The organism is Stutzerimonas chloritidismutans (assembly GCF_020783375.1).
GTDB classification, from domain to species: Bacteria; Pseudomonadota; Gammaproteobacteria; order Pseudomonadales; family Pseudomonadaceae; genus Stutzerimonas; species Stutzerimonas kunmingensis.
In genome coordinates, this window is sequence record NZ_CP086067.1 from 3,662,217 (window position 1) to 3,680,822 (window position 18,606).

Annotated in this window: 29 protein-coding genes; 2 read left to right on the forward strand and 27 right to left on the reverse strand. The window is 58.6% G+C overall.

The features are described from left to right. The first annotated feature begins 20 nt into the window (after nucleotides 1-20). A complete protein-coding gene (gene uvrA / locus LLJ08_RS17135) occupies nucleotides 21-2,864 on the forward strand; it encodes an excinuclease ABC subunit UvrA (protein ID WP_042923776.1) in 2,844 nt (947 codons plus the stop codon). A 110-nt stretch (nucleotides 2,865-2,974) separates the two neighbouring features. Further along, complete coding sequence (locus tag LLJ08_RS17140; protein WP_228207550.1) at nucleotides 2,975-4,237, forward strand: M14 family zinc carboxypeptidase; 1,263 nt, start codon at nucleotides 2,975-2,977, stop codon at nucleotides 4,235-4,237. Between the two features lie 69 nt (nucleotides 4,238-4,306). Here LLJ08_RS17140 and LLJ08_RS17145 read toward each other — a convergent pair whose 3' ends face one another. From LLJ08_RS17145 to rplD, 27 genes are all read right to left on the reverse strand, one after another. Further along, nucleotides 4,307-5,767 (reverse strand): catalase, encoded by a 1,461-nt coding sequence (locus LLJ08_RS17145; RefSeq protein WP_044314112.1) that lies wholly within the window; start codon nucleotides 5,765-5,767, stop codon nucleotides 4,307-4,309. Between the two features lie 194 nt (nucleotides 5,768-5,961). Further along, nucleotides 5,962-6,348 carry a 50S ribosomal protein L17 gene (rplQ, locus tag LLJ08_RS17150; RefSeq protein WP_003304056.1) on the reverse strand — a complete coding sequence of 129 codons (387 nt, stop codon included), beginning with the start codon at nucleotides 6,346-6,348 and terminating at the stop codon, nucleotides 5,962-5,964. Nucleotides 6,349-6,393: 45 nt separating this feature from the next. Then, nucleotides 6,394-7,395, reverse strand: a complete 1,002-nt coding sequence (locus LLJ08_RS17155) for a DNA-directed RNA polymerase subunit alpha (protein WP_014821626.1) — start codon at nucleotides 7,393-7,395, stop codon at nucleotides 6,394-6,396. 22 nt (nucleotides 7,396-7,417) lie between these two features. Continuing rightward, entirely contained in the window at nucleotides 7,418-8,038 is a 621-nt protein-coding gene (rpsD, locus tag LLJ08_RS17160) for a 30S ribosomal protein S4 (RefSeq protein WP_003293044.1), read from the reverse strand. A 17-nt stretch (nucleotides 8,039-8,055) separates the two neighbouring features. Further along, entirely contained in the window at nucleotides 8,056-8,445 is a 390-nt protein-coding gene (gene rpsK, locus LLJ08_RS17165) for a 30S ribosomal protein S11 (protein WP_003281811.1), read from the reverse strand. Nucleotides 8,446-8,475: 30 nt separating this feature from the next. Beyond that, on the reverse strand, nucleotides 8,476-8,832 hold the full coding sequence (gene rpsM / locus LLJ08_RS17170) for a 30S ribosomal protein S13 (RefSeq protein WP_003289190.1): 357 nt from the start codon (nucleotides 8,830-8,832) through the stop codon (nucleotides 8,476-8,478). 129 nt (nucleotides 8,833-8,961) lie between these two features. Continuing rightward, nucleotides 8,962-9,078 carry a 50S ribosomal protein L36 gene (gene rpmJ, locus LLJ08_RS17175; RefSeq protein WP_003281814.1) on the reverse strand — a complete coding sequence of 39 codons (117 nt, stop codon included), beginning with the start codon at nucleotides 9,076-9,078 and terminating at the stop codon, nucleotides 8,962-8,964. Between the two features lie 29 nt (nucleotides 9,079-9,107). Beyond that, the gene (gene secY / locus LLJ08_RS17180) at nucleotides 9,108-10,436 is read right to left on the reverse strand and encodes a preprotein translocase subunit SecY (RefSeq protein WP_003304058.1); all 1,329 of its coding nucleotides are present in this window, start codon (nucleotides 10,434-10,436) and stop codon (nucleotides 9,108-9,110) included. Further along, nucleotides 10,437-10,871, reverse strand: a complete 435-nt coding sequence (rplO, locus tag LLJ08_RS17185; protein WP_014821627.1) for a 50S ribosomal protein L15 — start codon at nucleotides 10,869-10,871, stop codon at nucleotides 10,437-10,439. Between the two features lie 3 nt (nucleotides 10,872-10,874). Further along, nucleotides 10,875-11,054, reverse strand: a complete 180-nt coding sequence (gene rpmD, locus LLJ08_RS17190; RefSeq protein WP_003281818.1) for a 50S ribosomal protein L30 — start codon at nucleotides 11,052-11,054, stop codon at nucleotides 10,875-10,877. A 2-nt stretch (nucleotides 11,055-11,056) separates the two neighbouring features. After that, nucleotides 11,057-11,557 (reverse strand): 30S ribosomal protein S5, encoded by a 501-nt coding sequence (rpsE, locus tag LLJ08_RS17195; RefSeq protein WP_003304059.1) that lies wholly within the window; start codon nucleotides 11,555-11,557, stop codon nucleotides 11,057-11,059. Between the two features lie 3 nt (nucleotides 11,558-11,560). Further along, the gene (gene rplR, locus LLJ08_RS17200; RefSeq protein ID WP_003304061.1) at nucleotides 11,561-11,911 is read right to left on the reverse strand and encodes a 50S ribosomal protein L18; all 351 of its coding nucleotides are present in this window, start codon (nucleotides 11,909-11,911) and stop codon (nucleotides 11,561-11,563) included. A gap of 10 nt (nucleotides 11,912-11,921) precedes the next feature. After that, nucleotides 11,922-12,455: a 50S ribosomal protein L6 gene (gene rplF, locus LLJ08_RS17205; RefSeq protein WP_014821628.1), complete on the reverse strand. Its 534-nt coding sequence runs from the start codon at nucleotides 12,453-12,455 to the stop codon at nucleotides 11,922-11,924. A gap of 12 nt (nucleotides 12,456-12,467) precedes the next feature. After that, nucleotides 12,468-12,860, reverse strand: coding sequence for a 30S ribosomal protein S8 (rpsH, locus tag LLJ08_RS17210; protein WP_003293036.1), 393 nt, complete (start codon nucleotides 12,858-12,860; stop codon nucleotides 12,468-12,470). Nucleotides 12,861-13,044: 184 nt separating this feature from the next. Then, a complete protein-coding gene (gene rpsN, locus LLJ08_RS17215; protein WP_014821629.1) occupies nucleotides 13,045-13,350 on the reverse strand; it encodes a 30S ribosomal protein S14 in 306 nt (101 codons plus the stop codon). 13 nt (nucleotides 13,351-13,363) lie between these two features. After that, a complete protein-coding gene (gene rplE, locus LLJ08_RS17220) occupies nucleotides 13,364-13,903 on the reverse strand; it encodes a 50S ribosomal protein L5 (RefSeq protein WP_003304066.1) in 540 nt (179 codons plus the stop codon). Nucleotides 13,904-13,922: 19 nt separating this feature from the next. Beyond that, nucleotides 13,923-14,237 (reverse strand): 50S ribosomal protein L24, encoded by a 315-nt coding sequence (gene rplX, locus LLJ08_RS17225; RefSeq protein WP_003304067.1) that lies wholly within the window; start codon nucleotides 14,235-14,237, stop codon nucleotides 13,923-13,925. Nucleotides 14,238-14,248: 11 nt separating this feature from the next. Next, entirely contained in the window at nucleotides 14,249-14,617 is a 369-nt protein-coding gene (gene rplN / locus LLJ08_RS17230) for a 50S ribosomal protein L14 (RefSeq protein WP_003281831.1), read from the reverse strand. 23 nt (nucleotides 14,618-14,640) lie between these two features. Next, nucleotides 14,641-14,907 (reverse strand): 30S ribosomal protein S17, encoded by a 267-nt coding sequence (gene rpsQ / locus LLJ08_RS17235; RefSeq protein WP_003293030.1) that lies wholly within the window; start codon nucleotides 14,905-14,907, stop codon nucleotides 14,641-14,643. Nucleotides 14,908-14,909: 2 nt separating this feature from the next. Beyond that, nucleotides 14,910-15,101 (reverse strand): 50S ribosomal protein L29, encoded by a 192-nt coding sequence (rpmC, locus tag LLJ08_RS17240; protein ID WP_003281834.1) that lies wholly within the window; start codon nucleotides 15,099-15,101, stop codon nucleotides 14,910-14,912. Beyond that, a complete protein-coding gene (gene rplP, locus LLJ08_RS17245; RefSeq protein WP_003281836.1) occupies nucleotides 15,101-15,514 on the reverse strand; it encodes a 50S ribosomal protein L16 in 414 nt (137 codons plus the stop codon). Before rplP ends, rpmC begins: the two co-directional genes overlap by 1 nt. Before the next feature lie 12 nt (nucleotides 15,515-15,526). Further along, nucleotides 15,527-16,213 (reverse strand): 30S ribosomal protein S3, encoded by a 687-nt coding sequence (rpsC, locus tag LLJ08_RS17250; protein ID WP_003289210.1) that lies wholly within the window; start codon nucleotides 16,211-16,213, stop codon nucleotides 15,527-15,529. 13 nt (nucleotides 16,214-16,226) lie between these two features. Then, a complete protein-coding gene (rplV, locus tag LLJ08_RS17255; RefSeq protein ID WP_003103908.1) occupies nucleotides 16,227-16,559 on the reverse strand; it encodes a 50S ribosomal protein L22 in 333 nt (110 codons plus the stop codon). 13 nt (nucleotides 16,560-16,572) lie between these two features. Next, on the reverse strand, nucleotides 16,573-16,848 hold the full coding sequence (gene rpsS, locus LLJ08_RS17260) for a 30S ribosomal protein S19 (protein ID WP_014821630.1): 276 nt from the start codon (nucleotides 16,846-16,848) through the stop codon (nucleotides 16,573-16,575). A 16-nt stretch (nucleotides 16,849-16,864) separates the two neighbouring features. Then, nucleotides 16,865-17,686 carry a 50S ribosomal protein L2 gene (gene rplB, locus LLJ08_RS17265; protein WP_003281841.1) on the reverse strand — a complete coding sequence of 274 codons (822 nt, stop codon included), beginning with the start codon at nucleotides 17,684-17,686 and terminating at the stop codon, nucleotides 16,865-16,867. 14 nt (nucleotides 17,687-17,700) lie between these two features. Then, a complete protein-coding gene (gene rplW, locus LLJ08_RS17270; RefSeq protein WP_003281842.1) occupies nucleotides 17,701-18,000 on the reverse strand; it encodes a 50S ribosomal protein L23 in 300 nt (99 codons plus the stop codon). Beyond that, nucleotides 17,997-18,599 (reverse strand): 50S ribosomal protein L4, encoded by a 603-nt coding sequence (rplD, locus tag LLJ08_RS17275; protein ID WP_014821631.1) that lies wholly within the window; start codon nucleotides 18,597-18,599, stop codon nucleotides 17,997-17,999. Before rplD ends, rplW begins: the two co-directional genes overlap by 4 nt. Between the last annotated feature and the right edge of the window lie 7 nt (nucleotides 18,600-18,606).

Consider the following 18,606-nt stretch of genomic DNA (forward strand, 5'->3'; position numbering starts at 1 on the left):
GCCCGCCACGCGAGGCTGTTTTGGACAAGATTCTGATTCGTGGGGCCCGCACCCACAACCTGAAGAACATCGACCTCACCCTGCCGCGCGACAAGCTGATCGTCATCACCGGCTTGTCCGGTTCTGGCAAATCATCGTTGGCATTCGACACTCTCTACGCAGAAGGCCAGCGCCGTTACGTCGAATCGCTTTCGGCGTATGCGCGCCAGTTCCTCTCGATGATGGAAAAGCCCGACGTCGACACCATTGAGGGGCTCTCCCCGGCGATCTCTATCGAGCAGAAATCGACCTCGCACAACCCGCGCTCCACCGTGGGCACCATCACCGAGATCTACGACTACCTGCGTCTGCTCTATGCGCGGGTCGGCACGCCGCGCTGTCCAGATCACGATGCCCCGTTGGAAGCGCAGACGGTCAGTCAGATGGTCGACCAGGTGCTGGCACTGCCCGAAGGCCGCAAGCTGATGCTGCTGGCCCCGGTCATCCGCGAACGCAAGGGCGAGCACCTGGCCGTGTTCGACGAGCTGCGTGCTCAGGGTTTCGTGCGCGCCCGCGTCAACGGGCGGCTGTACGAGCTCGACGAGCTACCCAAGCTGGACAAGCAGAAGAAGCACTCGATCGACGTGGTGGTGGACCGCTTCAAGGTTCGCGGCGACCTGCAGCAGCGCCTGGCCGAATCCTTCGAAACGGCGCTCAAGCTGGCCGATGGCATCGCCCTGGTCGCCTCCATGGAAGAGGACGACGACAGCGAGGAAATGATCTTCTCCGCACGCTTCGCTTGCCCGATCTGCGGCCACTCGATCAGCGAGCTTGAGCCCAAGCTGTTCTCCTTCAACAACCCAGCCGGCGCCTGCCCCACCTGTGACGGCCTGGGCGTAAAGCAGTTCTTCGACGCCAAGCGCCTGGTCAATGGCGAGCTGACCTTGGCCGAAGGCGCCATACGCGGCTGGGACCGGCGCAACGTTTACTATTTCCAGATGCTCGGCTCACTGGCCTCGCATTATGGCTTCAGCCTCGACGAGCCTTTCGACTCACTGGCCGCCGATCATCAGAAGTCCATCCTGCGCGGCAGCGGCCGTGAGAATGTCGAGTTCCGCTACCTCAACGACCGCGGCGATATCGTCAAGCGTTCGCACCCGTTCGAAGGCATCGTTCCCAACCTGGAACGCCGCTACCGCGAAACCGAATCCAATTCGGTTCGCGAAGAGCTCGCCAAATACCTGAGCACCCAGCCCTGCCCGGACTGTCGCGGCACGCGTCTGCGCCGTGAAGCACGCCACGTGTGGGTTGGCGACAAGACCCTGCCTGCGGTCACGGCCATGCCCATCGGCGACGCCACCGACTACTTCGGCGTCCTCTCGCTCAGCGGACGACGCGGCGAGATCGCCGACAAGATTCTCAAGGAGATCCGCGAACGCCTGCAGTTCCTGGTCAACGTCGGCCTGGATTATCTGACCCTGGATCGCAGCGCCGACACCCTGTCCGGCGGCGAGGCCCAGCGTATTCGCCTGGCCAGTCAGATCGGCGCCGGCCTGGTTGGGGTGATGTACATCCTCGACGAACCTTCGATCGGCCTGCATCAGCGCGACAACGAACGCTTGCTGGGCACCCTTCGCCACCTGCGCGACATCGGCAATACGGTGATCGTCGTGGAGCATGACGAGGATGCGATCCGTCTCGCCGACTACGTGGTAGACATCGGTCCAGGTGCCGGCATACATGGCGGCCGCATCGTCGCTGAAGGCACACCTGACGAGGTGATGGCGCACCCGGATTCGCTGACCGGCAAGTACCTCTCTGGCCGGGTGAAGATCAACTATCGGCCTGAGCGCACCCGCCGTGATCCGAAGATGCTGCTCAAGCTCAAGGGCGCGCGGGGCAACAACCTGCGCAACGTCGACCTGGAGATTCCGGTCGGCCTGCTCACCTGCATCACCGGTGTGTCGGGCTCGGGCAAATCAACGCTGATCAACAACACGCTGTTCCCGATCACGGCGACTGCACTCAATGGCGCGACCACGCTGGAAGTAGCCCCGCACGACAGCTTCGATGGGCTGCAGCATCTGGACAAGGTAGTGGACATCGATCAGAGCCCGATCGGCCGCACCCCGCGCTCCAACCCGGCGACCTACACGGGGCTGTTCACGCCGATTCGCGAGCTGTTTGCCGGCGTGCCGGAAGCGCGCTCACGCGGCTACGGTCCGGGCCGCTTCTCTTTCAACGTCAAGGGCGGACGCTGTGAAGCCTGCCAGGGCGACGGCGTGATCAAGGTGGAAATGCACTTCCTGCCCGACATCTACGTGCCCTGCGACGTGTGCAAGGGCAAGCGCTACAACCGCGAAACGCTGGAGGTGAAGTACAAGGGCAAGAGCATCACCGAAGTGCTCGACATGACCATCGAGGAAGCCCGCGAGTTCTTCGATCCGGTGCCGGCCGTCGCGCGAAAACTGCAGACGCTGATGGATGTTGGGCTGTCCTACATCAAGCTGGGGCAGAGTGCGACGACCCTGTCTGGCGGTGAGGCGCAGCGCGTCAAGCTGTCCCGCGAGCTGTCCAAGCGTGACACGGGCAAGACGCTGTACATTCTTGATGAACCCACCACCGGCCTGCATTTCGCCGATATCCAGCAGCTGCTCGACGTACTGCACCGTCTGCGCGACCACGGCAATACGGTCGTGGTGATCGAGCACAACCTTGACGTCATCAAGACGGCCGACTGGCTGGTGGATCTCGGCCCGGAAGGCGGCTCGAAGGGTGGCCAGATCATCGCCTGCGGTACGCCGGAAGAGGTGGCAGGCATGGCCCAGTCTCATACCGGTCATTTCCTCAAACCGTTACTCGAGCGCGACCGCTCGGCGGGTTGATCATCGCGTCGGCAGCCGTTTCGGCAACAATCGCAAGCGCAGCGGGGTCCACTACGGATCCCGCCGGGCAGTTGGGCGGGACACTCCTAGCCCGATAAGGAGAAATCCTGATGCGAATTGCGCTTGCTGCCTGCCTGCTTGGCGCCGGCCTGCTACCCGGTCTCGCCGCCGCCCAACCCAACGGCCCTTGGATCACCAATGAGCAGAACGTCTCGCTGGAGGCGTTCATGAGCAACAACCAGCTGTACGATCAGCTCAACGCACTTTCACGACGCTTCCCGGATGCCCTGCGACTAGAACAGGCCGGCAGCAGCAACGAAGGCCGACCAATCTGGCTGGCCAGGCTGGGTAATTCAGACAAATCAGCCGTGATGATCATCACCCAACAGCACGGCAACGAACCTCACGGCACCGAAGCGGCGGTCAATCTGATAAAACGCCTTGCCTCGGGCGGGGCCTTGTCCCGCCAGGTACTGGATAATCTGCAGGTGCTGATCGTGCCGAGGGTCAACCCAGACGGCGCCGAGCGTTTCAGTCGCGGCAACATGGATTTCAGCGCCCCGCAAACCAGCGCTGACTGCCTGCGCGCCGATGGCACCCTGAATCCTGCCAAGTTGGATCAGCACCTCGGCGCCAACGTGACCGCCTTCACCAATGCCGACAGCCAACGCCGATTTAGCTACGACATCAACCGCTACCACTGGACAGACTGGAGCAAGAGCACGCAGATACGCTGCAATCCAGGCCTGGCCAGTGAGCGGCACTTCAACCCGGGGCAGAACCCGGTGCCCGAAGCGGTTGCGGTACGCGGCATCTATGACCGTTACCGTCCCATCTGGCTGGTAGATGTGCACAATCAGAACCCTGCCGTGGTACTCGAGGATGTGGATCCTGAAGTGAACCGCCCGGCACGCCAGGTGACCGGTTCTATCACCTGGCCAACTCACCCGGATGTCGCCCCGGAAGCGGTAGCACTGTCGAAGCAGCTGGCAATCGTGATGAAGCAGCGCTCCACGCAGCTTGGCTTCATGGAAATCACCAACTACTACTATGAGCACCCCAGCGGCGATGTCCGCCGCGGCGGCGGCGATCCAGGCATTGCCCGAAACGCATACGGCCTGCTGGGGACCGAGCGACTGGCCGCCGGCGAAACAGGCCCATTGGGCGGCAGCGTGCTCATGGAAATCGGCGGATTGAACAGCCGCGGCCAGAAGTCTGCCGGCATGCTGCGCAACAATGTGCGTGAAATGCTTGAGGCCGTGCTTGTCGCAACTGCCGACGGCAGTCTGACGGCGATCGATCCGGCAGAGGCCGATCGCCTTCTGCCACCCGGACAGGAGAGCGATAAGCCGCTCAACAATCCCCACGAATAGCGCTGAAGAGACAAGAAAGCCCGCAGCACTCGCTGCGGGCTTCTCGATCTTGCGGATACCGCGAATCGCTTATGCCGGCACTTCCGACAACGGAATATCCAGGGCGGCGGCAATACCTGCTCCATAGGCCGGATCAGCCCTCAGGCAGTGGCTGATGTGGCGAATCTTGATATGACGCGCCACTCCCTGCATCGACCGAGCGGTATTTTCGAACAACCGCTGCTGTTCATCAGCCTTCATCAAGCGGAACAGGTTGCCCGGCTGAGTGAAGTAATCGGCGTCGTCGGCACGGTAGTCGTAACGATCCGCCGCCCCCTCGAGAGCCAGCGGTGGCTCGCTGAAGTCAGGCTGTTCCTGCCACTCGCCATAGGTATTCGGCTCGTAATGCAGACGACCGCCCTGATTGCCATCTACGCGCATGGCACCATCGCGATGGTAGCTGTGGACCGGGCAACGCGGAGCGTTGACCGGAATCTGATGGTGATTCACCCCCAGCCGGTAGCGTTGCGCATCCCCGTAGGAGAAAAGACGGCCCTGCAACATACGGTCTGGAGAGAAGCTGATGCCCGGAACGACATTCGCCGGCGTGAATGCCGCCTGCTCGACATCCTGGAAGTAGTTGTCGGGATTGCGGTTGAGTTCGTAATAGCCGACCTCGATCAATGGGTAGTCAGCATGCGGCCAGACCTTGGTGAGGTCGAACGGATGGTACGGCACCTTGGCGGCGTCGGCCTCCGGCATTATCTGCACATACATCGTCCAACGTGGATATTCGCCACGCTCGATGGCCTCGAACAGATCGCGCTGCGAACTCTCCCGGTCATTGGCAACGATGGCTGCAGCCTCGGCGTCGGTGAGATTCTTGATGCCCTGCTGGGTCCGAAAGTGAAACTTCACCCAGAAACGCTCGTTGTTCGGACTGATGAAGCTGTAGGTGTGCGAACCGAAACCGTGCATATGGCGGTACGACGCCGGAATGCCCCGATCACCCATGACATAGGTGATCTGGTGCAAGGCCTCAGGCAGCCCGGTCCAGAAGTCCCAGTTGTTGTTCGCGCTGCGCATGTTGGTGCGCGGATCGCGTTTTACTGCGTGGTTGAGGTCCGGAAACTTCAGCGGATCGCGGAAAAAGAACACCGGGGTGTTATTGCCCACCATGTCCCAGTTGCCTTGCTCGGTGTAGAACTTCAGTGCGTAACCACGAATGTCACGCTCGGCGTCGGCCGCGCCGCGCTCACCGGCGACGGTAGAGAAGCGGGCGAACAACGGGGTGCGCTTACCAACCTCGGAAAACAGCTTGGCTTTGGTGTAGCGGGTGATGTCATGGGTGACGACGAACTCGCCAAACGCGCCGGAACCTTTCGCGTGCATACGACGCTCCGGAATCACCTCGCGGTCGAAATGAGCGAGCTTCTCTAGAAACCATACGTCCTGAAGCAGCATGGGACCACGGCGGCCCGCAGTCATGGAGTTCTGGTTTTCGGATACCGGCGCACCGGCAACGGTTGTGAGCTTCGGCTTGTCAGTCATGGTTGCAGCTCCTTGGTATTCAATAGCTTCCAGGGTCTTGGTAAGTACCTGCTGGTTGAATGCCATCATAGGAAGCAAGCGCAACGGCGACTAATGATGAAGATCAACGCCCCTTATAGAGCCAGTCTCTCAGAATCCTTTGGGCATAAAAAAACCGAGCCAAAAGGCTCGGTTTTTAATTGCTGCTACCGATCTTACTCGGCGGCTTCCACTTCACCAGTGACCGGACGGTCAACCAGCTCGACGTAAGCCATAGGTGCGTTGTCACCAGCGCGGAAGCCGCACTTGAGGATACGCAGATAGCCGCCCTGACGGGTGGCGTAACGCTTGCCCAGATCGTTGAACAGCTTGCCTACGGCAGCCTTCGAACGCGTACGGTCGAAAGCCAGACGACGGTTGGCGACGCTGTCTTCCTTAGCCAGGGTGATCAGCGGCTCGGCAACGCGGCGCAGTTCCTTGGCCTTAGGCAGGGTGGTTTTGATCAGTTCGTGCTCGAACAGCGACACCGCCATGTTCTGAAACATGGCCTTGCGGTGGGCGCTGGTGCGGCTCAGGTGACGGCCACTTTTACGATGACGCATGATTGAAATTCCTTACCAAACGTTCAGTTCGGTTACTGGGGGCGATCAGGCAGTGGCCTTATCGTCCTTCTTGAGACTTGCCGGCGGCCAGTTATCCAGACGCATACCGAGGGACAAACCACGCGAAGCCAGAACGTCCTTGATCTCAGTCAGGGACTTCTTGCCCAGATTCGGCGTCTTCAACAGCTCTACTTCGGTGCGCTGAATCAGATCACCAATGTAGTAGATGTTTTCCGCCTTCAGGCAGTTGGCCGAACGTACGGTCAGCTCCAGGTCATCAACCGGACGCAACAGGATCGGATCGATCTCGTCTTCCTGCTCGATTACAACCGGCTCGCTGTCGCCCTTGAGGTCGACGAACGCAGCCAGCTGTTGCTGCAGGATGGTCGCTGCACGACGGATCGCCTCTTCGGGATCCAGGGTGCCGTTGGTTTCCAGGTCAATGACCAGTTTGTCCAGGTTGGTGCGCTGCTCGACACGAGCATTCTCGACCACGTAAGCCACGCGACGAACCGGGCTGAAAGTGGCGTCGAGCTGCAGACGACCGATGCTACGGCTTTCGTCTTCATCGCTCTGACGCGCATCAGCAGGCTCGTAACCGCGGCCGCGAGCGACCTTGAGCTTCATGTTGAGCGAGCCGTTGGCCGCCAGATTGGCGATCAGGTGATCGCCGTTGACGATTTCGACATCGTGATCCAGCTGGATATCGGCAGCGGTAACAGCGCCCGCGCCCTTCTTCACCAGGCTCAAGGTCACTTCATCACGGCCGTGCAGCTTGATGGCGATACCTTTGAGGTTGAGCAGGATTTCGATGACATCTTCCTGCACGCCCTCGATGGCGCTGTACTCGTGGAGCACACCGTCGATCTCGGCCTCGACCACAGCGCAGCCGGGCATGGAGGACAACAGAATACGACGCAGCGCGTTGCCAAGGGTGTGGCCAAAACCACGCTCGAGGGGCTCGAGAGTGATCTTGGCACGGGTCGGACTGACCACCTGCACATCGATATGGCGGGGGGTCAGGAACTCATTTACCGAACTCTGCATGGATACACCTATTTTCTAGCCCTTACTTGGAGTAGAGCTCGACAATCAGGTTTTCGTTGATGTCGGCGGACAGATCGCTGCGAGCCGGAACATTCTTGAAAACACCGGATTTCTTGTCGGCATCTACTTCGACCCATTCAACGCGACCGCGCTGAGCGCACAGTTCGAGGGCCTGGGCGATACGCAGCTGGTTACGGCACTTCTCACGAACAGCCACTACGTCACCGGCCTTGACCTGGTAAGACGGAATGTTCACGGTCTGACCGTTGACGCTGATTGACTTGTGCGAGACCAGCTGACGCGATTCGGCACGAGTAGAGCCGAAGCCCATGCGGTACACGACGTTGTCCAGACGGCACTCGAGCAGCTGCAGCAGATTCTCACCGGTAGCGCCCTTACGGCTGGCTGCTTCCTTGTAATAACCACTGAACTGACGCTCCAGCACACCATAGATGCGGCGTACCTTCTGCTTTTCACGCAGCTGGGTGCCGTAATCGGACAGACGTCCGCGACGCTGACCGTGAACACCCGGCGGGGTTTCGATATTGCACTTGGATTCGAGCGCGCGCGCACCACTCTTCAGGAAGAGATCGGTGCCTTCACGACGAGACAGTTTGCACTTGGGACCAATATAACGAGCCATTCTTCACTGTCTCCTGATTACACGCGGCGCTTCTTCGGCGGACGGCACCCGTTATGCGGGATAGGCGTCACGTCGGTGATGCTGGCGATTTTATAACCACATGCGTTCAAAGCACGCACGGCGGACTCCCGACCCGGACCTGGGCCCTTGACGTTGACGTCGAGGTTCTTCAGGCCGTACTCCAGCGCAGCCTGGCCAGCGCGCTCTGCAGCGATCTGGGCAGCGAACGGAGTGCTCTTACGCGAGCCGCGGAAACCGGAACCACCCGAAGTAGCCCAGGACAACGCATTGCCCTGACGATCGGTGATGGTCACGATGGTGTTGTTGAAAGACGCGTGGATGTGGGCGATGCCATCAACCACTGTCTTTTTGACTTTTTTACGAGGACGAGCAGCAGGTTTTGCCATGACTAAATTCCTGTCGATTCGCTAACGCGATTACTTGCGGATCGGCTTGCGCGGGCCCTTACGGGTACGTGCGTTGGTCTTGGTACGCTGACCGCGAACCGGCAGACCACGACGATGACGCAGGCCGCGATAGCAGCCCAGGTCCATCAAGCGCTTGATTTTCATGTTGACTTCGCGACGCAGGTCGCCTTCAACGATGAACTTGCCGACTTCGCCACGCAGCAGTTCGACCTGCTCGTCGGAAAGATCCTTGATCTTCGCTGCCGGATTCACACCGGTAGCAGCACAGATTTCCTGTGCACGGGTGCGACCAACACCGTAGATGTAGGTCAGCGAGATAACAGTGTGCTTGTTATCCGGAATGTTGACGCCTGCAATACGGGCCATTCAGTGAAACTCCAATTGACAGCTACCTACGCCCCGGAAGCCAAGAAAAGGGCGCGAGATATTAACGCTGTAATAACAAATATTCAACCCGGCAGCGCACTAGCTGCCGGGTTATAACGCCTTACACAATCAGCCTTGGCGCTGCTTGTGACGCGGTTCTGCGCTACAGATCACGCGCACGACACCGTCGCGACGGATGATCTTGCAGTTACGGCACAGCTTTTTAACCGATGCACGAACTTTCATCACCAACTCCTAGAACCTTACGAGCCACCTCAGCGGAGCATTCCACTGCCGTAGCCCTTCAGGTTGGCTTTCTTCATCAGGGAATCGTACTGGTGCGACATGAGGTGTGACTGCACTTGGGACATGAAGTCCATTACAACCACGACCACGATCAGCAACGAGGTCCCACCAAGGTAGAACGGCACGTTGGCTGCGACCACAAGAAACTGTGGCAGCAGGCAGACAGCCGTCATGTACAGGGCGCCGAACATGGTCAAACGAGTCAACACGCCATCAATGTAGCGAGCCGACTGCTCACCAGGACGAATCCCGGGAATAAACGCGCCAGACTTCTTCAGGTTCTCTGCTACGTCTTTCGGATTGAACATCAATGCCGTATAGAAGAAGCAGAAGAAGATGATCCCGGCACTGAACAGCAGAATGTTCAACGGCTGCCCGGGCGCGATCGCCTGCGAAATGTCAGCCAACCAGCCCATGCTCTCTGACTGACCGAACCACTGCCCCAGCGAAGCCGGGAACAGCAGAATGCTGCTGGCAAAGATAGCCGGGATGACCCCTGCCATATTCACCTTCAACGGCAAGTGACTGGTCTGCGCGGCAAAGACCTTACGGCCCTGCTGACGCTTCGCGTAGTGAACCGCGATACGGCGCTGACCACGCTCGATAAACACCACGAAACCGATGATCGCTACAGCGAGCAGGCCGACAGCGAGCAGCGCGATGATATTGATATCGCCCTGGCGAGCAGACTCGAACGACTGACCGAGCGCACCCGGCAAGCCGGCGACGATACCTGCGAAGATCAACATCGAGATACCGTTGCCAACGCCACGCTCGGTGATCTGCTCACCCAGCCACATCATGAACATAGCACCAGACACGAACGTCGTGATGGCCACGAAGTAGAAGCCGAAATCGTTGCTGAACGCGACACCTTGCCCCGCCAACCCGACCGACATACCGATCGCCTGAACGATGGCCAGCACGAGCGTACCGTAACGCGTGTACTGACTGATCTTGCGACGACCGGCCTCACCTTCTTTCTTCAACTGCTCCAGCTGTGGGCTGACAGCGGTCATGAGCTGCATGATGATCGATGCCGAAATGTACGGCATGATCCCCAAAGCAAAAATACTCATGCGCTCCAGCGCACCACCGGAAAACATGTTGAACAAGCTAAGGATGGTCCCCTCGTTCTGACGGAACAGCTCGGCCAGCCGATCGGGATTTATCCCGGGAACAGGGATGTGTGCGCCAATCCGATAGACGATGATCGCCATGAACAGAAAGCGCAGACGAGCCCAGAGTTCGGACAGACCACCATTACTCAGCGCGGAGAGAGCACCTTGCTTAGCCATTTATTCCTCGAACTTGCCGCCAGCTGCTTCGATAGCCGCACGCGCACCTTTGGTGGCTGCGATACCCTTGAGAGTAACCGCACGACCAACCTCGCCCGACAGCATGATTTTCACGCGCTGTACGTTCTGGTTGATTACGTTGGCGTCTTTCAGGCTTTGCACGGTAACGACATCACCTTCCACCTTGGCCAACTCAGAGGTACGAACCTCAGCGCGATCCATGGCTTTCAGCGAAACGAAACCGAACTTCGGCAGACGACGATGCAGAGGCTGCTGACCACCCTCGAAACCGGGAGCGATCTTGCCGCCGGAACGAGAGGTCTGACCCTTGTGACCACGGCCACAGGTCTTGCCCAGGCCACTACCGATACCACGACCGGGACGCAGCTTTTCGCGACGGGCACCCGGCGCAGAACGCAGATCGTTCAGTTGCATGGCTTAGCCCTCCACACGGAGCATGTAATAAGCCTTGTTGATCATGCCGCGATTTTCAGGAGTATCCTGAACCTCGACGGTGTGACCAATGCGACGCAGGCCAAGACCCTTGACGCACAGCTTGTGATTGGGGATACGACCGCTGACACTCTTGATCAGCGTGACCTTGACGGTGTTAGCCATGATCAGGAAATCTCCTCGACGCTCTTGCCACGCTTGGCAGCAATCGACTCAGGCGACTGCATCGCCTTCAGACCCTTAAAGGTGGCGTGAACCACGTTGACCGGGTTGGTAGAGCCGTAGCACTTGGCCAGTACGTTCTGAACGCCAGCAACTTCCAGAATGGCGCGCATGGCACCACCGGCAATCACGCCGGTACCCTCGGAGGCAGGCTGCATGTAGACCTTGGACGCGCCATGCGCGGCCTTGGTGGCGTACTGCAGAGTAGTGCCATTCAGGTCGACCTGGATCATGTTGCGGCGAGCCGCCTCCATAGCCTTTTGAATAGCAGCCGGTACTTCACGGGACTTGCCACGACCGAAGCCGACACGACCCTTGCCATCACCGACCACAGTCAGCGCGGTGAAGGTGAAGATACGACCACCTTTTACAGTTTTTGCGACGCGGTTAACTTGAACCAGCTTCTCGATGTAGCCTTCGTCGCGCTTTTGCTCGTTATTTGCCATAACTTAGAACTCCAGCCCGCCTTCACGAGCAGCTTCAGCCAGTGCCTTGACACGACCGTGGTACTTGAAGCCAGAACGGTCGAACGCCACCTGAGTGACACCTGCGGCTTTCGCGCGCTCAGCGACCAGCTGACCGACTTTCTTGGCAGCGTCGACGTTGCCGGTGGCGGCGTCACGCAGTTCTTTGTCCAGAGTCGAGGCGCTGGCCAGGACCTTGCCGCCGTCGGCCGAAAGGACCTGGGCGTAGATGTGCTGGGAAGAGCGGTACACGCAGAGGCGTACGGTTTCCAGCTCGCGCATCTTCAGGCGTGCCTTGCGAGCGCGACGCAGACGAGTTTCTTTCTTTACGCTCATTTGCTATGCCCTACTTCTTCTTAGCTTCTTTGCGACGGACTACTTCATCCGAGTACCGCACGCCTTTGCCCTTGTAAGGCTCAGGGCGACGGAAGTCGCGGATTTCAGCAGCCACCTGACCGACCAGTTGCTTGTCGACACCCTTGATCAGGATGTCGGTCTGGCTGGGGGTCTCAGCGGTAACGCCTTGCGGCAGTTCGTAATCCACCGGATGCGAGAAACCGAGAGCCAGGGACAGCACTTGACCTTTGGCTTGCGCCTTGTAACCAACACCAACCAGCTGAAGCTTGCGCTCGAAGCCTTGGCTGACGCCGATCACCATGTTGTTGACCAGCGCACGGGTAGTGCCGGCCATGGCGCGAGTTTGCTGATCGCCATTACGGCCAGCAAAACGCAGCTCACCAGACTCCTGGATGACCTCCACGGACGGATGAACATTCAGTTCGAGAGCGCCTTTTGCGCCCTTCACCGAAAGCTGCTGACCAGACATCTTGATTTCGACGCCAGCAGGCAGCTTGACGGGGTTCTTAGCAACGCGAGACATGCTTATCCCCCCTTAGAACACAGTGCAGAGCACTTCGCCGCCAACACCAGCAGCCCGAGCAGCCCGATCAGTCATCACACCCTTGTTGGTGGAGACAATCGACACACCCAAACCGCCACGTACTTTCGGCAACTGGTCAACGGATTTGTACTGGCGCAGGCCAGGACGACTTACGCGCTTGAGCTCTTCGATGACCGGACGGCCTTCGAAATACTTCAGCTCGATGGACAGTTGCGGCTTGGCGTCGCCACTGACCTGGTATCCCGCGATATAGCCTTCACCTTGAAGAACGTTGGCAACAGCCACCTTCAGAGTGGAAGACGGCATGCTTACGACGGACTTTTCGGCCATCTGGGCATTACGGATACGAGTTAGCATGTCCGCTAACGGGTCCTGCATACTCATGGGCTCTTAGCTCCTAATACAAAAAAATAAGCCTTGGACGGCTCGTGTCGCCAACAGGCAAACCCCACAAAAATGCAAGGCTCAGGCGAGCCGGGCATTCTAGAGAGTTGCCAGAAACGAATCAAGCCCCATGAGGGGCTTGAACGAAAAACAAACAGGACCCGCAGGGCCCTGGATGCTTCTATTACCAGCTGGCCTTAACCAGACCCGGCACGTCACCACGCATTGCCGCCTGACGCAGCATGTTGCGCGCGAGGCCGAACTTGCGGTAAACGCCGTGCGGACGACCAGTCAGACGGCAGCGGTTGCGCAGGCGCGAAGCGCTTGCGTCACGAGGCTGCTTCTGCAGTGCGACCTGAGCTTCCCAGCGCGCTTCCGGAGAGGACTCCGGACTTGCGATGATTGCTTTCAGTGCAGCACGCTTCTGGGCGAACTTGGCGACCGTTTGCTGACGCTTCAGCTCACGGTTCTTCATGCTTTGCTTAGCCATGTGCCTACTCCAATCAGTTACGGAACGGGAAGTTGAAAGCACGCAGCAGAGCGCGACCTTCTTCATCCGTCCGAGCAGTAGTGGTCAGAGTGATGTCCAGACCACGCAGGGCATCGATCTTGTCGTAATCGATTTCCGGGAAGATGATCTGCTCTTTGACGCCCATACTGTAGTTGCCGCGGCCATCGAAGGACTTGGCATTCAGGCCGCGGAAGTCACGCACGCGCGGCAGGGAGATCGAAAGCAGGCGATCCAGGAATTCATACATACGATCACTGCGCAGCGTGACCTTGACGCCGATCGGCCAGCCTTCGCGAACTTTGAAGCCTGCGATGGACTTGCGAGCGTGAGTCACTACAACCTTCTGGCCGGTGATCTTTTCCAGATCGGCAACAGCATTGTCGATGATCTTCTTGTCACCGATCGCTTCGCCGATACCCATGTTGAGGGTGATCTTGGTGATACGCGGAACTTCCATCACGTTGCCAAGCTTCAGTTCTTCCTTCAGCTTGGGCGCGATTTCCTTCCGATAAACTTCTTTTAGTCGTGCCATGGTTATCTACCTAGCAGTCTCAAGCGTCAACCGGCTTCTGGGTCGACTTGAAGACACGAATTTTCTTGCCCTCTTCAACCTTGAAGCCAACGCGGTCTGCCTTGTTGGTCTCACCGTTGAAAATGGCGACGTTAGAGACGTGCAAAGGCGCCTCCTTCTCGACGATACCGCCCTGAACGCCGGACATCGGGTTAGGCTTGGTATGGCGCTTCACGAGATTGATCCCGCCAACGACCAGACGGTCGTCCGCGAGGACCTTCAGCACCTTACCGCGCTTGCCCTTGTCTTTGCCGGCGATGACGATGATCTCGTCGTTGCGACGAATCTTTTGCATGCGGCTACTCCTTACAGCACTTCAGGGGCGAGCGAGACGATCTTCATGAACTTCTCGGTACGAAGTTCACGCGTCACCGGCCCAAAGATACGGGTGCCGATAGGCTCCTGCTTGTTGTTCAGCAGAACAGCAGCATTGCCATCGAAGCGAATGATGGAGCCATCGGGACGACGAACACCGTGACGAGTGCGAACCACAACAGCGGTCATCACCTGGCCTTTCTTGACCTTGCCACGAGGAATCGCTTCCTTGACGGTTACTTTGATAATGTCGCCGATGCCGGCGTAACGACGGTGAGAACCGCCGAGCACCTTGATACACATGACGCGACGAGCGCCACTGTTATCAGCCACATCGAGCATGGATTGAGTCTGAATCATATAATTTCTCCGACCCCTAGCCCTTAGACTTCGACGGCGCGTTCAACGACATCAACCAGCATCCAGGACTTGGTCTTTGCCAGCGGACGAGTCTCGCGGATGGTGACCTTGTCGCCGATACGGCACTGGTTGGTTTCGTCGTGGGCGTGCAGTTTGGTCGAACGCTTCACGTATTTACCGTAGATCGGGTGCTTGACGCGACGCTCGATCAGAACGGTGATGGTCTTGTCCATCTTGTCGCTGACGACGCGGCCGGTCAGCGTGCGGACGGTTTTCTGAGCTTCAGCCATGATCACTTACCTGCCTGCTGGTTGAGCACAGTCTTGACACGAGCGATGTCGCGCTTGACTTGCGAGAGCAGGTGAGACTGCCCCAACTGGCCAGTCGCTTTCTGCATACGCAGATTGAACTGGTCCCGCAGCAGCTCGAGCAGTTGCTCGTTCAGCTGCTCAACGGATTTTTCACGAAGTTCATTCGCTTTCATCACATCACCGTCCGCTTAACAAAGGAGGTGGCGAGCGGCAGCTTTGCAGCGGCCAGGGCGAAAGCCTCACGCGCCAGCTCTTCGGAAACACCCTCGATCTCGTAGAGCACCTTGCCCGGCTGAATCTGGGCTACCCAGTACTCGACGCTACCCTTACCTTTACCCATCCGGACTTCCAGAGGCTTCTTGGTTACAGGCTTGTCGGGGAACACGCGGATCCAGATCTTTCCGCCACGCTTTACGTGACGGGTGAGCGCACGACGTGCAGCCTCGATCTGACGCGCGGTCAGACGACCACGGGAAACAGACTTCAGCGCGAATTCGCCGAAGCTGACCTTGCTACCGCGCTGAGCCAGACCACGGTTGTGGCCGGTCATCTGCTTGCGGAATTTTGTACGCTTGGGTTGCAACATTTGGCGTACCCCTTACTTAGCAGCTTTTTTACGAGGAGCAGGCGCTTGAGGCTTGAGCTCTTCATGGCGACCACCAATTACTTCGCCCTTGAAGATCCACACCTTCACGCCGATCACACCGTAAGTGGTGTGCGCTTCGTAAGTGTTGTAATCGATATCGGCACGCAGGGTGTGCAGAGGCACACGACCTTCGCGATACCACTCGGTACGGGCAATTTCAGCCCCACCCAGACGACCACTGACCTGGATCTTGATGCCTTTGGCACCAATGCGCATGGCGTTCTGTACGGCGCGCTTCATGGCGCGACGGAACATCACGCGACGCTCCAGCTGCTGAGCTACGCTCTGTGCAACCAGCATTGCGTCGAGCTCCGGCTTGCGGATCTCTTCGATATTGATGTGCACCGGCACACCCATTTGCTTGGTCAGGTCCTGACGCAGCTTCTCAACATCCTCACCCTTCTTGCCGATCACAATGCCGGGACGAGCGGTGTGGATGGTGATGCGTGCGGTTTGAGCCGGGCGATGGATATCGATACGGCTTACGGACGCGCTTTTTAATTTGTCTTGGAGGTACTCACGCACGTTCAGATCTGCAAGCAGATAGTCTGCATACGTACGGCCGTCTGCGTACCAGACGGAGGTGTGCTCCTTGACGATTCCCAGGCGAATGCCAGTGGGATGTACTTTCTGACCCATCTGATCGACTCCGTTACTTGTCCGCAACCTTGACAGTGATATGGCAAGACCGCTTGACGATGCGATCAGCGCGGCCTTTGGCACGCGGCATGATGCGCTTAAGCGAACGCCCCTCGTTGACGAAGACCGTGGAGACTTTCAAGTCATCCACATCTGCGCCTTCGTTGTGCTCGGCGTTGGCAACGGCCGACTCCAGCACTTTCTTCATGATCTCGGCGGCTTTCTTGCTACTGAAAGCCAGGAGGTTGAGCGCTTCGCCCACCTTCTTCCCGCGGATCTGGTCGGCGACCAGGCGGGCTTTCTGGGCGGAGATGCGAGCGCCCGACAACTTAGCGGCTACTTCCATCTTTCCTTACCCCTTAGCGCTTGCCTTTCTTGTCCGCCACATGCCCGCGATATGTACGGGTTGCAGCGAACTCGCCGAGTTTGTGGCCGACCATGTCTTCGGACACGAGGACCGGCACATGTTGACGACCGTTATGTACAGCGATGGTCAGACCGACCATTTGCGGCAGGATCATCGAACGACGCGACCAGGTTTTAACTGGCTTACGATCGCTCTTTTCCACCGCCGCTTCGACCTTCTTCAGTAGGTGAAGATCGATAAAAGGACCTTTTTTCAGAGAACGCGGCACTGTCGTATCCCTCTAGTTACTTGCGACGACGGACAATCATGTTATCGGTGCGCTTGTTAGTGCGGGTCTTCGCGCCCTTAGTCGGGAAGCCCCATGGCGACACCGGATGACGACCACCGGAGGTACGACCTTCACCACCACCGTGCGGGTGATCGACCGGGTTCATCGCGACACCACGAACGGTAGGACGAATGCCCTTCCAGCGCTTAGCCCCTGCCTTGCCCAGCGAACGCAGGCTGTGCTCGGAGTTCGAGACCTCGCCCAGGGTCGCACGGCACTCGGCCAGCACCTTGCGCATCTCGCCGGAGCGCAGACGCAGCGTCACGTAGGAACCCTCGCGAGCAACCAGCTGAGCCGAAGCGCCAGCGGAGCGAGCGATCTGAGCACCCTTACCCGGCTTGAGCTCGACACCATGAACGGTAGAACCCAGCGGGATGTTGCGCAGCGGCAGGCTGTTGCCAGCCTTGATCGGAGCATTGATGCCCGAGACCAGCTGATCGCCAGCGCTTACACCCTTCGGCGCGATGATGTAGCGACGCTCACCGTCGGCATACTTCAGCAGCGCAATGTGCGCAGTACGGTTCGGGTCATATTCGATACGCTCGACGATGGCAGGAATGCCATCCTTGTTGCGACGAAAATCAACCAGACGGTAATGCTGCTTGTGACCACCGCCAATGTGGCGAGTGGTGATACGACCGTTGTTGTTACGGCCGCCAGTCTTCGACTTCTTCTCGAGCAGCGGTGCGTAAGGAGCGCCTTTGTGCAGCTCCTGATTGACCACCTTGACCACAAAACGGCGGCCCGCGGAAGTCGGTTTGCATTTAACGATTGCCATGATGCACCCCTTCCTTACTCAGCACTGCCGGAGAAATCGAGATCCTGGCCCGGCTGAAGCGCGATATACGCCTTCTTCCAGTCGTTGCGCTTGCCCAGACCGCGAGCGGTACGCTTGGTCTTGCCCTGAACGTTCAGGGTGTTGACGGCGGCGACCTTCACGTCGAACAGGCTCTCAACAGCCTTCTTGATTTCCAGCTTGGTTGCGTCGGTCGCAACCTTGAAAACGAATTGCTTCTTGCTGTCAGCCAGCACGGTAGCCTTCTCAGAGACGTGCGGACCAAGCAGGACTTTGAATACGCGTTCCTGGTTCATCCCAGCAGCTCCTCGAATTTCTTCACAGCCGACACGGTGATCAACACCTTGTCATAGGCGATCAGGCTGACCGGATCGGAACCCTGGACATCACGCACATCGACATGCGGCAGGTTGCGCGCAGCCAGGTACAGGTTCTGATCGACAGCATCGGAAACGATCAGCACATCGCTCAGGCCCATACCATTGAGCTTGCTAGCAAGCACTTTGGTTTTCGGCGCGTCGACGGCGAAATCTTCTACGACAACCAGACGCTCGGAGCGGACCAGCTCAGCAAGAATGGAACGCAGCGCAGCGCGATACATCTTCTTGTTCAGCTTCTGATCATGATTCTGCGGGCGAGCGGCGAAAGTTACGCCACCGCCACGCCAGATCGGGCCACGGCTGGTACCAGCACGAGCACGACCTGTGCCCTTCTGGCGCCACGGACGCTTGCCACCACCGGACACATCGGAGCGGGTTTTCTGCTGCTTGCTACCCTGACGACCGCCGGCCATGTAGGCGACGACTGCCTGGTGCACCAGCGTCTCGTTGAACTCACCACCAAAGGTGCGATCGGAGACTTCGATGGCCTGTGCGCCATTTACATTCAATTGCATGTGAACT